Raw genomic sequence first — 14,741 nt, 5'->3', positions numbered from 1 at the left:
GAGCCATCGTGCCTCAGGAGAACTGCGGCAGCAGGCCCTCACACGTGCGAACCACGATCTGGGCGGCTTTCCGGTGCTCGAAGGACGCGTGCACGTCCAACGCCTGGGCCTGCCAGCGCAGCAGGGCGTCCAGCAACGCCTCGCGCAGCTCACCGGCGTCGGCCTCGTACTCGAACCCGAGCCGGGCGGACGGCGCGACGCCCTCGGCCCCGACCAGCCGCAACGCCTCGGTCTGCAACTCGCCGGGCAGCTTCGTCCGGCCCGACTGCAACGCCGCCACCAGCCGGAGTTCGCGGAAGTCGTGTGCCGAGGCCACGACCCGTTCGAGGTCGGCCATCAGCTTGCGGGAGTTCTGCCGGGGCTCCATCCGGAACAGCACGTCGAGCGCCAGCAACGCCGACCGCGCCTTCAGGATCTCGCGCCGTTCGGAGAAGTGGACCGCGATCGAGTCCCGCAGCTCGCCGAGTCCGCTGCGCTGCACCAACTGGCCGGTCAGCTTCACCTGCGTGTCGAAGCCCTGCCGGATCAGCGCGGTGATCAGCCGGACGCCGAAGATCCCGAACCGCTCCAGCAACGCCTGCCGCACCGCGGGTTCCATGACCACCGGGAACTGCTCGCCGACGAACCGGTCGGCCGACAGCAGGTGGTCCTCGAGCTCCTCACGGCCCAGCGACGACAACGTCCGCAACGCCGCGAACTCGTCCTCTCGCAACGTCTTCGCCGCCACCGCGAGCAGCCCGGCGACCGAGACCACGTTCTGGCACAACGGTTGCACGGCCGGGTCACGCCGGTAGCGGCGGGCGATCTGCTTGGCCGAAGACAGCGCGTCGATCCGTCCGGCGCCGATCTCGTCGGCCCGCGCGAGCACCGCGACGGTGTGCACGGCGGCGGTCCGGGCGATCGGGTGGTCGTTGGCGGACTGGAGGAACTTCAGGTCCTCGTCCTGCACGTGCCGCATCAGGTACAGCAACGCGTCCGCGTCGCCGAGCACCTGCTCCGGGGTCGCCTCGGCGGGCGTGTCGATCAGCACGACGTCCCGCAACGTCCGCGCGGGCCAGTCGACGACGACCCGGTCGGACCTGTCGAACTGGCCGGTCTCCACGTGGTTGCGGCTGCCGCGCCGGCCGATCGCGACCTCGTGCGGCCGGCCGGGACCGGAGAACACGTGCGCTCGCGGTTCGGTGCCGCCGCGGTACCAGACGAACGCGCTCTGCGGCGTGAACTCGTCGCCGATCAACGCGTTGACGACGGTGGACTTGCCGATCCGCGACCGCCCGGCCACCGCGATCCGCACGGGCTCGGTGTAGCGCTCGACGTGCGAACGCAGCCAGGCCGTGGCGCGCGGGCTGTCGCGGTAGACGCCGAGCGCCTCCTGAAGCATCGACCAGACGACGCGGTCCAATGTCACGCGGTGAGCTCCATAGCGGGACCCCCGAGTGCCTGAACCCTCTTGTACAGCGTCACGAGCCGGTCCAGCTCCTTGCGCCCCTCGCGCAGCCGGCGCTCGCGTTCGGTCTGGTCGTCCTGCACCGCGCGCTTGGCGCTGCGGGCCGACTCGAGCAACGTCTCCTGCAGCTCCTCGGCGAGGGTGCTGAAGTGGTTGCGCAGCGACCGCTGGATGTGGCGGCCGGAGTCGCGGACGTCCTTGGAGAACTTCATGAAGAAGTCGTCCACGTGGCGTTGCGCGGCGGCCTTCGCGGCGGCCTGGCGACGCTTCAGCCGCTGGTCGGATTCGTCCAGAATGGACTTCCCACCGAACAGCGCGCCGGCGCCCAGCGAGATCACGTTGATCAGCGGCATACCGGCCAGCGAGGTCACCAGACCGAACATCAGCACGCCGCCGTACGAGCCGCGCAGACCCGTGAAGAGCTTCTGCGGCACCGAGAACGGCTCGATCTTCGGCTTCTCCAGCTTGCTCGCCGGCTCCAGCAGGTCGTCCGGCAGCACCGATCCGGGGATCAGGTCCTCGCGGTAGACGGGGAAGTTCCGCGCCACCTTGGCCGCGACCCACTCCGCGCGTTCCATCAACCAGGAGAAGTTCGTGGTGGCGGCCTCGTTGAGGTTGTCCTCGAGCCACTGCTCGAACTTGTCCCAGCCGATCGCGGGATCGGCCTCGTCGTAGGTCTTGTCGACCTCGCGCAGGATCTTGCGGGTCCGGTCGCGCAGGTCGTACTCGACGTCGGAGATCAGGTCGGCCATCTCGTCGTTCAGCACGTTCTGCCAGCGCGCCGAACGCCGGCGCAGCTCGTCGACGCGTCGCTGGGCTTCCTGCAACGTCGAGATCGTGGCGACGGTGTGGGACGAGTCGTGCGCCGTGAGTTCCTCGCGCAACGGCGTGACCAGCTGCGTGAGCGCGGACGACGCGACCATGGCCACGGCACGCCGGGCCAGCAGGTCGGCGCTCGCCACGATGTCGCTCTGCACGCACGTCACCAGCTCGGGGAACCCGGACTCGGTGTTGAGGCGCTGGTCGCCGGTCTTCGCCGCCCGCAGCCGCAGCGCCGAGGACACCGGGATGAGCTTCGCGCGGACACCGGCCCTCGCGAGCAGCGCCCGGTTGCGTTCCACGACGGCACGCCACGACGGCACGAGGTCGATCTTGGTGACGACCACCGTGACGTTCGGGCAGGCCTCCATGACCTTCTTGAGCAGCGTCATCTCCGCGGCCGTCAGCTCGCCGGTCGCGTCGGAGACCATCAGCACGGCGTCCGCCTGCATGAGCGTCGCGAACGTGCTGGCGGTGTGCGCGGACCGGGTGTCGCCGACGCCGGGGGTGTCGATCAGGACCAGGCCGCTGTCGAGCAACGCGCGCGGGATGCCGATCTCGGCCCGCAGGACGTGCTGCGCGGCCGCCTGTTTCGTCACCTGGTCGATCGGCACGGCGATGCGCTCGGTCGGGGTGTGGAAGATCGAGCCACCTGCGGACGCGTTGCGGACCAGCGCCGCCGACGGGGTGTCGGCGTGCTGGACGAAGGTCGGCACAGTCGTCGTGATGTCGTCGCCCACCGCGCAGACGGGGGCGTTGAGCAACGCGTTGACGAGCTGGCTCTTGCCTTGCTTGGACTCGCCGACGACGAGAACGCGCAACTTGGGGTCGAGTTGCTGTGCCCGCTTTTCGCGCAGCCGGGCCTCCAGATCGGGCCTCCGGTGCGTGACGCAGGCCCCGATCGTCTCGTCGAGCACGTCGAGCCAGGGCGGTGCCATCACCTGACTCATAGTGCCGTGTTCACCCCCTTGGGTGAAAGCCTCGAACGCAATACCGGTTTTGTTCGGGCGGATGGGGCAGTTCGGGAGGACGGTGACGTTGCTCACCGAGCAAGACGTGAACCGTTTTCAGACTTTTGTCAGGCGCCGAAACGGCTGAGACGACGAACCGGCCCTGTCTGGAAGAGACAGGGCCGGTCCGCGTGGGGGAGGGTGGCTCAGCCGAGCAGGCCCAGGTCCAGGTCGCCGACGACCGGGACGTTGTGCACCACGTCGGTGACGGTGCCGAGCACGTTGCCGACGCCGGCGGTGTCGCCGACCAGGCCGGTCGCGTGGCCGGTGAGGCCGGTGGCGGTGTCGACGACGCCCGTCGCGGTGCCGGTGACCTGCGCGATGGTGTCGTGCGTCTGCACGCCGAGGTCGCCGGTGGCGAGGTCGCCGAGGCCCGAGACGTTGACGGCGCCGAGGTTGGCGTCAGCGCCACCCAGCACGCCCAGCGCGTCGTGGGCGAGGCCCGTCACGCCGCCGAGCTGGCCGAGGACGCCGTCGAGGCCGGGAACCGTCGAGGTCACGCCGTCGAGGGGCGCGTCCGCGGTCGCGGTCGCGGTGTCGGCCACGTCGAGGACGGTGCCGGTCAGCGGGGACGCGGTCTGGTCGAGGACCGAGGTCACGTCGGTGACGGCGGAGAAGTCGCCGCCCAGACCCAGGCCGGCCGAGGTGAGCTCGCCGAGGGTGTTGTTGGCGAAGAGCAGGTTCATGCCGTCCGCGTCCACGGCGAGCACGCCGGCCGACGAGGTGTGCAGGTCGCTGAGGCTCACGCCCGACGAGGTCAGCTGCGACGCGACCGCCTGCAGCTGGCTGATGGCGCCGAGCGGGCCTTCGGCGAGCAGGTCGTCGGCCGGCAGGTTCAGGTCCAGGCTCTCGACGGTGGGCAGACCGTCGACGGCGGGGACGAGGTCCAGCACCAGCGGGATGACTTCCTGCACGTCGAGTGCGGTGATGTCAGCCAGGCCAGCCTGCTCCAGGGTGCCCTGGGCGTCGTTCGCGAACGCGGCCTTGAGGGACGGGTCGCTCAGGAGGTTGAGCACGAAGTCGTGGAGGTTGCTGGGCTGGGTCATCGAAGGAGCTCCTGTTGAGGCACGTCGTATCAATTGGGGTGTGCGGCCAGAAAGTTATGGGAATCAGGTTTGCGGCTGCATCGGGGATCACTCCCAGTCAATCCCCGTTCCCCAGACGGGTGACGCTCGTTGACCCCCTAGGGGATTAGGGGCCGCGCTTGAGCGTGTCTCGTTCACCCGTGTAGGTACTGGTCGCTGCTGCGAACAGGTGAGGAAGAGCTTTGGCGTACGTACTCGGAGTCGATGTCGGGACCACCCGCACGACGGCTGCCGTGTGCCGCCTCGACGGCGCCAGGGATGCCGAGATCGTCCTGGTGGTTCCGTCGTTGTTGCAGCTCACGGACGCGGGAACGTTCTCGGTGGGCGACCGCGGCGTGCCCGGCTGGAGTGCCTCCGGCTTCGCCCGCCGGGTGGGCGACGCGGTGCCGTTCTCGCTGGGCCCTGAGCTGTGCCCGGCCGAGGAGCTCACCGCGTTGCTGATCATGTGGGTGGTCGGCGAGGTCGTCGCCCGGGAGGGTGAACAGCCCCGTCACCTGGCGGTGAGCCACCCGGCCGGGTGGGGCCCCTATCGCCGGGGCCAGCTCTACGCCGCACTTCGGGCCGTCGGACTGCACGACGTGACGCTCGTGTCCGAGCCGTTGGCGGCCGCGGAGAACCACGCCGTGAGGGCCCGCGTGACGCCGAACGCGTCGCTCGCGGTGTTCTCGCTGGGCAGCCACGCGTTCTCCGCCTCCGTGGTCAAGCGTGCGCAGAACCGGACGTTCGAGCTGGTCAACCACGTCGACGGGGTCGACCACCACACCGGTGCCGACTTCGACGACCTGCTGCTCGGCCTCGTTCGCAGTCGGGCGGGCAAGGACGTTCCCGTGTCGGCCGCCGAGTGCGAGGCGGCGAAGCGGGCGTCCGGGCAGTCCGTGGTGGTCAGCGGGGTGGAGATCGGGCGCGAAGAGTTCGTCGACGAACTCCGTCCCGCCGTCGAGCACCTGGTCGGCACGTTCGTCCGCGCGGTCGGGGCGGTGCAGCCCGACGCCGTGCTGCTGATCGGCGGCGGTTGCCGGATGCCGGTGATCGGCGACGTGCTGTCGTCCACCGTCGACTGCCGCGTGCTGGCCGAGGCCGCGCCCGAGCACTCCGCCGCCAAGGGTCTCGCCGTCGCGGCGCGGCTCGTCCTGCTGGGCCCCGAGGTCGAACCCGAACCGCTCGAGACGTCGGTCCTGGTCCACACCCGTGAAGCTTCGCTGCGTTTCCCCGTCGGCGAGGTGCCGAGCCCCGACGACGACGAGTTCTCCGCTCCACCGCCCCGCCCGCCGGTGGACGTGTCCCCGCTGGAGCTGCCGCCGAGGAGGGTGAAGCGCGTGACGAGCGTGCTGAAGCCCGTCGGGCGCCGTTCGAGCTCCAGCTCCCGATCCCGAGATGATGATGAGGACGGCCGTTGAGCGTGACCACGCGAGCCAGGTTGGTGCTGGACGCCTCCGTGCGAGGCGTGCTCGACCGGATCAACGACGCGGAAGCGGGCACGAGCCTGCGCGTTGTCGTTGCGGCGCCTGGTGGTTACGGCAAGACAGCGCTGCTTTCGGAGATCACCAACCCTGCCGTGCGCGTCGTTGACGACGCGCACCTGCTGGATGATGCCGCTCTGCGCGCGCTGGCTGCCGAACCGCTGTTGGTGCTTGCTTACCGCCCTTGGCCACGTCAGGCAGTGCTGGCCGAGTTGGCCCGTGGCGCTGTCGTCGTGCCGTTGGCGCCGTTGACGCGCGATCAGGTCCGTGAGGTGCTGAACGCGCCAAAGCCCGTGGCGGACTTCGTGTTCGCACAGACCGGTGGCGTTCCTCTGTTCGTGGAACGCCTTGGGGCCGTGTCCGAGATTTCCGCCGAGGTGCTCGGTGCGTTCCGGGCCGACCTCGACTGGCTGGACCCGGACCTGCAGAAGTTCCTGCTGGCCGCCGAAGCCGGTGCGGCCCAGCGGCTGGATCTGCTGTCGGCGTTGCTGGACAAGGACTTCGACGAGGTCAGCGACATCATCGAGGCCGCCCGCGCGACCGGGTTGCTGGCCGAGGACGGAACGCTGCTGCCGCTCGCGAACCGCGCGGTCGGGGCGTTGACCAGGGCCGAGCGGCGGATCGCGGTGCGCCAGAAGCTGGCCCGGTTGCAGCTGGAACGCGGCGGGCCGGTGCTCGATCTGGTGCGGCCGTTGCTGGACACCGGGATCGGCGGGCCCGTTTTCGTCGCTGCCGCTCGGGAGGCGTTGTCGTCCGATCCCGCGCTGGCCGCACGGTTGTTCAAGGCCTCGACCGGGGGTGGCACGCCGTCCGCCGAGACCGCGGCCTCGTGGGCGACGGCGTCCGCGATGGCCGGGGACCTCGACGGTGCGTTGAGGCTCGCCGACCAGGTCATCAGCGTCCCGGACTCACCGCACCGGCGGACCGCGGCCGAGGTGGCGGCGGTCGCGCTGGCCCACCGCGGTCAGCTGGCGCGCAGCACCGAGCTGTTCCGGTGGGCCGCGACGCCGTACGCGTCGGCGTTCGCCGGCATCGGGTTGATCGGCACCGGGCACCTGTTCGAGGAGAACCCGCCGCAGCCGCCGACGATGCTGGGCGGCTCGGCTTCGTTGATGGTGCAGGGCGTTCGCCAGTCCGTCGTCGGTGCGGAGACCACCGCACTGTCCACTTTGGTGCGTGCTTCGTCGATGCTCGAACCGGCCGGGGGAGCGGTGCTGCTGCCGGACAGCCCCGCCGCGCTGGCCGCGTTGGTCGCGGTGCACTGCGGTGAGCCGAACGTGGCCGAGTCCGTGCTGGACAGGGCCGTCGAGACCGGCACCGGCGGCGTGCTGATGTCGGTGCGGCACCGGTTGTTGCAGGCCTGGCTGCACATGCTGCGCGGGAACCTGGCCGTGGCGCGCGAGACGCTGATGTCGGTGCGCGGGGCGTTCGAGCCGCGGGACTGGATCTTCGCGGTGGCGCTGGAGGTCGGCGTGGCGCGCCGCAACAGCGACCTCGCCACGTTGCGGCGCACCTGGGAACAGGCCTGCGAGGCCGTGCTGCGGCACCCCGTCGACCTGTTCAGCCTGTTGCCACTGGGGGAGTTCGCCGCAGCTGCGGCCCGGTTGCGCGACCAGGAACGGCTGAGGCCGCACCTCGCACAGGCCGCGGCTTTGCTGCGGTCGCTGGGAAATCCGCCGTTGTGGGCGACGCAGCTGCACTGGAGCCTGCTGCACGCGGCGATCATCGACGAGAACACCGCTGCCGCCGAGGAGCACGCCGCCGCGTTGAGCGCCGTGCGCGACCGCAGCCGGTACTGCGCGACCCTGTCCGCCGCCGCCGAGTGCTGGCTGGACGTCGTCGCCGGTGAGGTCGACGCCGATCGGGTCGAGGAGGCAGCGCGCGGCCTGCACGCCGTGGGGCTGTGGTGGGACGCGTCGAGGCTGGCCGGTCAGGCCGCGATCCGCACGGCCGACCGGCAGGCGATGGTCCGGCTGCTCGACTGCGCGCGGTTGTTGCAGGGACGGCCGGTGTCCGCGCGCCGGGCCGCCGAGGCCGACGTCGTTCCGATCGTGGAGGACGCCGGCAAGTTGAGCGACCGCGAACGCGAGGTCGCCCAGCTCGTGGTCGAGGGCATGACCTACAAGCAGGTCGGCGACCGGCTGTTCATCTCGGCCAAGACCGTCGAGCACCACATGGCCCGGATGCGGCAGCGGCTCGGCTCCACCTCGCGCTCGGACCTGCTGGCCCAGCTGCGGCACATCATCGGGTCCTGAGGCCCGTTCACCGTCGCCAACCCTCCGCTGACCGCCTGTCCCTCGATGGAGAGGTGAGGGTTTGGCGTGGTCATGAGAAAATTAGTTCGATCGTGCGCAAGGAAGCGGTAACGCTATGAGGCGGCTATACCCCCGTTGGGGGGAACGGGGCCGTGCAAGGGGACGGTGCGGGTTGCTGGCTGTAGGCTTCCGGACCGTTGCTCGCCGAGCAGGTCAGGTGGATCGATTTGCCGAGCCAGGACGACGCGAGACCGTCACGCCCGCGGGGCCGTGACGAGCTGGCGCGCGACTGGGCGCACAAGGTCAGCCGCACCGCGTACATCCCGTTGTCGGCCGCAAAGCTGACCGAGGAACTGCACGAACTGCTCAACGTCGTCGCCGAGGCGCTCACCGAGGAACCCGGCGTGGCGTCGCTGGTGGGCAGGCGGCTGGTCGAGATCCACTGCGTCGGCGCCGAAAGCCTCAGCGTCTCCAACGAGATCCTCGCCGAGTTCGTCGTGCAGGAGGGCGCGGACGCGTCGTCGGCCGCGCGGGTGATCGGCGCCATCTCCGCCGCGTACACGGCGGCCATCCAGGCGTTCGTGCTGGAGCAGCAGGAAAGCGTCAGCCAGGCGTTGCTGCGGGCGAACCGCGCCGTCCAGCTCGACCTCCAGGCCAGCGAGGAACGCTTCGAGGACATCTTCGCCCACTCGTCCACGGGCATCGCGATGGTGAGCCTCGACGGCGAACTCGTGCGCGCCAACGAGGCGTTGTGCACGATCCTGCGCCGCGAGGACGCCGACGGCATGACGCTGACGGACCTGATCGCCCCGGCCGACCTGCCGTTGATCAACGACGCCCTGGCCGGACTGCGCTACGGGCGGATGCGCCGGGTCGAGGAACGGCCGCGCCTCATCGACCGCGACGGTGAGCACTTCCGCGTGCTGCTCGCGGCCACCATGCAGAAGGACGCTGAGGACAACCCGCTGCACTACGTCGTGATGATCGACGACGACAGCCAGCTCACGTTGCTCGGCGGCCGCCTGCAGTACCAGTCGCTGCACGACGCCCTGACCGGCCTGCCGAACCGCCAGTACCTCACCACGCGGCTGGAATCGTTGCTGCACAGCGACATCGAGCACGGCGTGACGCTCTACCACCTCGACCTGGACGCGTTCGCGGTGATCACCGACGGTCTCGGCCGCGAGATCGGCGACAAGGTCCTCAAGCTCGTCGCCGAACGTCTGAGCTCGGTCTTCGCCAGCGAGAAGGCCATGGTCGCCCGCCTCGAAGGCGACGAGTTCGCCGTCCTGGTCGAGAACGGCCCGGAAACCCCGGACGTGGACACGACGATCCGGACGATCGAACACGAACTGGCCGAACCGGTCTACTTCGGCGACCAGGGCGTGGCCGTCTCCGCCACCATCGGCGTCCTGCCCCGCCTGCACCCCGGCGACCACCCGGCCGAGGTCCTGCGCGCGTCCGACATGACCCTGCGCCGCGCCAAGCGCAGCGGCCGCCGCCAGTGGGGCCTGCACGACGCCACCCAGGACAAGCGCGAGCAGGAGGAGTTCGCCCTCGCGGCCGTCATGCCCGGCGCCTGGGAGAGCGGCGAGATCGAGGTCGTCTTCAACCCGGTCATGCGCCTCGACGGCACCGCCCGCATCTGCGTGGAGGCCGAGCTCAACTGGCGCCACCGCGACGCGGGCCTGATCCCGCACGAGAAGTGCGTCTCGATGGCCGAACACACCGGCCTGATGCTCCCGCTCGGCGAGTGGATGCTCCGCACCGCGGCCGAAACCGCCTGCGCCTACGACGAGATGCTCGCCGTCTGCCTCACCGAGAGCATGGCCAACAGCCCGGACCTGGTCCGCGACGTCCGCAGGGTCCTCGCCGACACGGGCCTGCAGGCAGGCCGCCTGCTCCTCGGCTTCCCGGTGCACGTCCTCGCCTCCGAGGACAGCGAGGCCGCCGACAACCTGGACCTGTTGTCCGACATGGGAATCCACATCGGCGCCCGGGACTTCAAGGGCTCCACCGCCGAGATCGAACTGGTCCGCTCCCTGGGCGTGCGAGCCGTGCGCGTGAAGGGCCGCTGCCGGAAGCCGGACGACCTGGTCTCGCACGTGCTCAGCGACCTGATCGGTTTCGTCCACGAGGCGGGAGGCCTGGTGGTCGTCGACGCGATCGAGGACGCCGAGCAACGCGACTGGTGGACCGAACTGGGCGCCGACGCGGGTGTGGGCGCCGCCTTCTGCGGGGAACCGACTACGGAGTGGCCGCCTTCGGCCTGAGGTGCACCAGCACCAGCGCGAACCCGGCGATGGTCACTATCCGCAGGGCGGCCGTGATCCCGTTCCAGTCCTTCGACTGCCACATGGCGAACCACTCACCGCCGATCGTGATGAACCCGCCGAGGAACAACGCCACGATCATCATCAGCCCGGCGGACGCGAACTTCCGCGCGCTGTCCTCCTTGTCGCGGACGTAGGCGATCGTGCCGGCGGTGAGCAGCACCGCGGCGATCGCCTCCCACAGGATGATCGCGACGTAGACGATCGTGACCACGGCGCTGCTGGTGATCGCCCGCCACTTGAGGCTCTCGCCGAACGTGGTGTCCATGGCGAGCACGTGTTTCACGAACGCCTCGTTGGTGCCGTAGTCCGTGACGTTGCCGAGAACCACCAGAATCATGTTGAGGGCGATGAACCCCACGGTCACCGCCACGACCGCGCGCAAGCTGCCGACCCGAGCAAGAAGACGCATGCAGCGGACAGTAACCGATGCAGTGCGGCGCGTGAGACCAGTTGGTCAGCAGGGGTCCTGGAACTCCACCTGCGGCAGCCGCGACTGCCAGAGCTCCTCGGTCAACGCACCCCGGGTCGTCGCGCAGATCCGCGCCGCCTCGTGCTCGGCGTCGATGTCCCAGAACCGCAGCACCCCGTCCCCGCCGTTGGTCAGCAGCATCCGGCTGTTCGGTCGGAAGTGGACGGACGGCTCGGCCCCGGACGCCAGCGACATCTGCTGTCCCAAGGCTTTGGCCCTGGCCGGATCGCTGATGTCCCAGAGCCGGAACGTCTTGTCCGCACTGGCACTGGCGAGCGTCCTCCCGTCCGACGTGATCGACAACGAGCTGACCTGCTGCCCGTGCCCTCTGAGTACGCTCAACGCCCGAGGCCGGGCCCGGTCCCGCACGTCGAAGATCCGGATCGTCTTGTCGGTGCCGCCGGTGATCACCGTCTTGCCGTCCGGCGTGAACACGATGCGCTGCACCGGTTCCACGTTGCCGGTGACCGGTTCTCCGATCGGCGCGGCCTGCGCGGGATCGCTGATGTCCCACAGGCGGAACGTGCGGTCGCTGCTCGCCGTCGCCAGCGTCTTGCCGTCAGGGCTGAACGCCACGTCGTTGACGTACTCGCGGTGGCCGGTCAGCGGTGCGCCGAGGGGCTTAGGGTGCGCCGGATCGCCCACGTCCCACAGCCGCACCGACTTGTCGTCGTTGCCCGTCACCATGATCCGGCCGTCGGGGGAGAACCCGATCGTCGAGCTGAACCGGGTGTTGAGCACGAGCGGTGAGCCGAGCGGGACGAGGCGAGCGGGGTCGCGCGTGTCCCACAACCGCACCGACTGGTCCGTCAGGCCGTTGGCGGTCGCGAGCACCTTGCCGTCCGGCCGCAGCTTCGGGCGGATGGTGCCGCGGTCCGGCCCGACCACGGCCGTGCCCAGCGAGGTGATCGCGTCCTTCGTGCTCCACAACCGGGCGGTCCGGATGCCATCGCCGGCCACCAGCAGCCCGCCGTCCGCGCTGAACACCGGCTGCACCAGGTTCGTGGCGCGGACCAGGACCACGTTCTGCGGCAACGACCACAGCCGCACCGCGTTCTCGCCGGAACCGGTGGCGAGCGCCCGTCCGTCCGGCGTGAAGCCGACCGCGAACACCCCGCCGCTCGGCGCCGTCAGCGGCCTGCCGATGGCGCTGGGTGCCGAGGGATCGCTCAGGTTCCACAGCCGCGCGGTGCCGTCCGCGGACCCGGACGCGAGCACCTGGCCGTTGGGGCTGAACTTCACCGACCACACGCCACCGGTGTGGCCGACCAGCGCGTCCCCGATCGGTTCCTGCGTGGCCGGGTCCCAGAGCCGCACCGTCGAGTCGTCGCTGCCCGAGGCGAGCAGCGTGCCGTCCGGGCTGAACGCGACCGAGTGCAGTCCGTCGCTGTGGCCTGTCATCGGTGTGCCGACGAGCGAACGGGAAGCCACGTCGTACAGCCGGATCGTGCGGTCGTCGCCCGAGGTCGCGAGCGTTCGGCCGTCCGGGCTGAACGCCAGGGTCCGCACCGCCGCGGTGGCGCCGGGCAACGGCTCGCCGAGCGGCTTCAGCGCGGCCGGGTCGCTGACGTCCCACAGCCGCGCGGTCTTGTCGTCGTTCGCCGCGGCCAGCGTGCGGCCGTCCGGGCTGAACTCCAGCAGGTAGGTGATGCCGTTGCCGGTGTCGACGGTCTGGAGGAGCCGGGGGTTCGCCTTGTCCGCGACGTCCCACAGCTTGATCGTGCGGTCCTCGCCGGTGGTGGCGAGCAGCCGGTCGTCCGGCGAGAACACGGCCGAGCTGAGCCACCCGGCGTGGCCGGGGATCACGGCGAGCGGCTTCGGGTGCGAGCGGTCGCGCACGTCCCACAGCCGTGCGGTGCGGTCGTAGCTCGCGGTCGCGAGGACCGTGCCGTCCCTGGTGAACGTGGTCAGGTAGACGGCGCCGGTGTGGCCGTGCAGCGGCACGGCCAGTGGGAGTTGCTGGTTCGCGAGCAGCTTCGAGCCCACGTCCAGGTCGCCCGGCCGCATCCGGTGGGCGGCGAGCAGGAGTTGGGCCGCGACCGACGGATCGGTGTCGGCGAGCCGGTCGGCCTCGGCCACGACCTGCCGGAACACCGCGTCGTTGCGTTGCCGGACGGCGATCACCGCGGCGGTGGCGGCGATCAGCGCGAACACCACCACGAGCGACACGGCGCTGCGGCGCACCCACACGCTCTTGCGGTGCTGGCGTTCGGACGTTCGCACGAACTCCTTGGCGATCGTGGTGACGTTCTGCTGCTGACGCACGCCCTCCAGCCGTGCGCCGCGGTAGAGCAACGACGAGTCGTGGCCGTGCTCGGACCACGCCGCCGCGTCCTCCTCCAGCCGTTGCCTGGTCAGGTTCCCCGCCCGGTCCTCGTCGATCCAGCTGCGCAGCCGCGGCCACGCCTGGAGCAACGCCTCGTGCGTGATCTCCACCGAGCCGGCGTCCGCGGTGATCAGCCGGGCGTGCGTGAGGACCTCGAGCGCGCGTTCCGTGGCGGGCAGGTTCGCGCTGGCTTCCAACAGGCTGTGCCGACTGCCGCGGCGGCGGGTGTCCTGCGTGTCGTCACCCACCCTGACCAGGCGCAGGAGCAGTGCGCGGGCGGCGGCGCGGGCCGGTTCGTCGAGGTCGGACCAGGCCCGCTCGGCGGTGGCGGCGACGGCGCCCTGGATGCCGCCCGCCGCCCGGTAGCCCGCGGTGGTGAGCCTGCCCGCTTGCCGCCGTTGCCAGGTGGCCAGCAGCGCGTGGCTGAGCAGGGGGAGCGCGCCCGCGTCGTAGGCGTCCTTGCCACGCCTGTTGTGCGTGCCGAGGTCGCGCAGCATCACCTCGACCAGACCGGCCTCCAGGTGCAGGCCCGCGGCCTTGGCCGGGTTCGTCACGGCCTCGCGCAGTTCGGCCGCGGACATCGCGCCGAGCACCATCTGCCTGGTCTGCAGGGCCTCGGAGAGCTCGGGGAAGTCGAGGCAGCGGGCGTAGAAGTCGGCCCGGACGCCGAGCACGACCGCCGTCTTGCCCGCGGCCGCGTGCAGGGCCTGGACGAAGATCCGCAGCCGGTCCTCGTCGCCGCCGAGGGTGAACGCCTCCTCGAACTGGTCGACGATCACCACCCGGTCGCCGACCGCGTGCTGCACCTCCTGCGCGAAGGTGTCGGCGTTCTCCAGCGTCAGTTCGGGTACCTGGAGCGTGAACTCCTTCAACGGGTCGGTGCCCGGCGAAATGACGATCGCCTCTTTGCCCAGCCCGGGCAGCACGCCCGCTTTCAGCAAACTCGACTTACCCGCGCCAGACGCGCCGACGAGCATTGTGATGCCGTTGTCGTTCAGTTTTTCCAGAAGCGCGTTCGTCGCCCGTTCGCGGCCGAAGAACCAATTCGCGTCCTCCGGTCCGAACGCGCTCAGGCCCATGTACGGGCAGACCGCGTCGTCCTCCTGCGGCGGCGGCCCGGGGTCGGTGACGGGGCTGGCCAGCGCCTCTTCCCAGAGCACGCGCCACGCGTCGAGTTCGTACAGGCCGTCGATCGCCGGCTGCGGCCTGCGCTTGCGGGCCTCGCCGATCAGGACCTCGAGGACGGCGTTCAGGCCGCTGAACCGCGCGGGCACGTTGCGCCCGCGCCGCCAGTCGCTCACCCGTTGCGCGGGCACCCGCAGCGGCCTGCCCCGTTCGTCCGTCCGGCGGGCACGCGCGACCGACTCCGTGACTCGTTTCAGCGGAGGGTCGCCTGCCTCCGCGTAGAGCAGCGCGAACCGCTCCGCGAAGACGCCACGGGGTCCCAAGCGGCCTCCTCCTCGTCCGGACCGGAAAACTCCGACCGCACGTCTGAGCTGCGGCGCACGCACCGGACAGGCAGTCGAAGACCCAC

Annotated in this window: 8 protein-coding genes; 3 read left to right on the top strand and 5 right to left on the bottom strand. The window is 70.6% G+C overall.

Annotated features, from left to right (window positions below; all coding sequences use genetic code 11):
- Positions 1-13: 13 nt before the first annotated feature.
- The 3 genes from JNUCC0626_RS29735 to JNUCC0626_RS29725 form a co-directional block, all read right to left on the bottom strand.
- Complete coding sequence (locus JNUCC0626_RS29735) at positions 14-1,408, bottom strand: hypothetical protein (protein ID WP_394614044.1); 1,395 nt, start codon at positions 1,406-1,408, stop codon at positions 14-16.
- Positions 1,405-3,216, bottom strand: coding sequence for a dynamin family protein (locus JNUCC0626_RS29730; RefSeq protein WP_394614043.1), 1,812 nt, complete (start codon positions 3,214-3,216; stop codon positions 1,405-1,407). Before JNUCC0626_RS29730 ends, JNUCC0626_RS29735 begins: the two co-directional genes overlap by 4 nt.
- 206 nt (positions 3,217-3,422) lie before the next feature.
- The gene (locus tag JNUCC0626_RS29725; RefSeq protein ID WP_394614042.1) at positions 3,423-4,322 is read right to left on the bottom strand and encodes an IniB N-terminal domain-containing protein; all 900 of its coding nucleotides are present in this window, start codon (positions 4,320-4,322) and stop codon (positions 3,423-3,425) included.
- 221 nt (positions 4,323-4,543) lie between these two features.
- Between JNUCC0626_RS29725 and JNUCC0626_RS29720 the strand changes: the two genes are divergently transcribed.
- The 3 genes from JNUCC0626_RS29720 (at position 4,544) to JNUCC0626_RS29710 (ending at position 10,349) form a co-directional block, all read left to right on the top strand.
- The gene (locus tag JNUCC0626_RS29720; RefSeq protein WP_394614041.1) at positions 4,544-5,758 is read left to right on the top strand and encodes an Hsp70 family protein; all 1,215 of its coding nucleotides are present in this window, start codon (positions 4,544-4,546) and stop codon (positions 5,756-5,758) included.
- A gap of 2 nt (positions 5,759-5,760) precedes the next feature.
- Positions 5,761-8,076, top strand: a complete 2,316-nt coding sequence (locus tag JNUCC0626_RS29715) for a helix-turn-helix transcriptional regulator (protein WP_394614040.1) — start codon at positions 5,761-5,763, stop codon at positions 8,074-8,076.
- Positions 8,077-8,303: 227 nt separating this feature from the next.
- Positions 8,304-10,349: a diguanylate cyclase domain-containing protein gene (locus JNUCC0626_RS29710; protein WP_394614039.1), complete on the top strand. Its 2,046-nt coding sequence runs from the start codon at positions 8,304-8,306 to the stop codon at positions 10,347-10,349.
- On the opposite strand, the gene JNUCC0626_RS29705 is transcribed toward JNUCC0626_RS29710, so the two are convergent.
- Positions 10,324-10,821 carry a DUF2165 domain-containing protein gene (locus tag JNUCC0626_RS29705; protein WP_394614038.1) on the bottom strand — a complete coding sequence of 166 codons (498 nt, stop codon included), beginning with the start codon at positions 10,819-10,821 and terminating at the stop codon, positions 10,324-10,326. The two genes, JNUCC0626_RS29710 and JNUCC0626_RS29705, sit on opposite strands and share 26 nt — an antisense overlap.
- A 45-nt stretch (positions 10,822-10,866) precedes the next feature.
- Entirely contained in the window at positions 10,867-14,655 is a 3,789-nt protein-coding gene (locus tag JNUCC0626_RS29700) for a hypothetical protein (protein WP_394614037.1), read from the bottom strand.
- Between the last annotated feature and the right edge of the window lie 86 nt (positions 14,656-14,741).

Source organism: Lentzea sp. JNUCC 0626 (assembly GCF_043632865.1).
Taxonomy (GTDB): domain Bacteria; phylum Actinomycetota; class Actinomycetes; order Mycobacteriales; family Pseudonocardiaceae; genus Lentzea.
The sequence above is the reverse complement of the archived record's forward strand: the minus strand, read 5'-3'. Positions and strand labels throughout refer to the sequence as shown.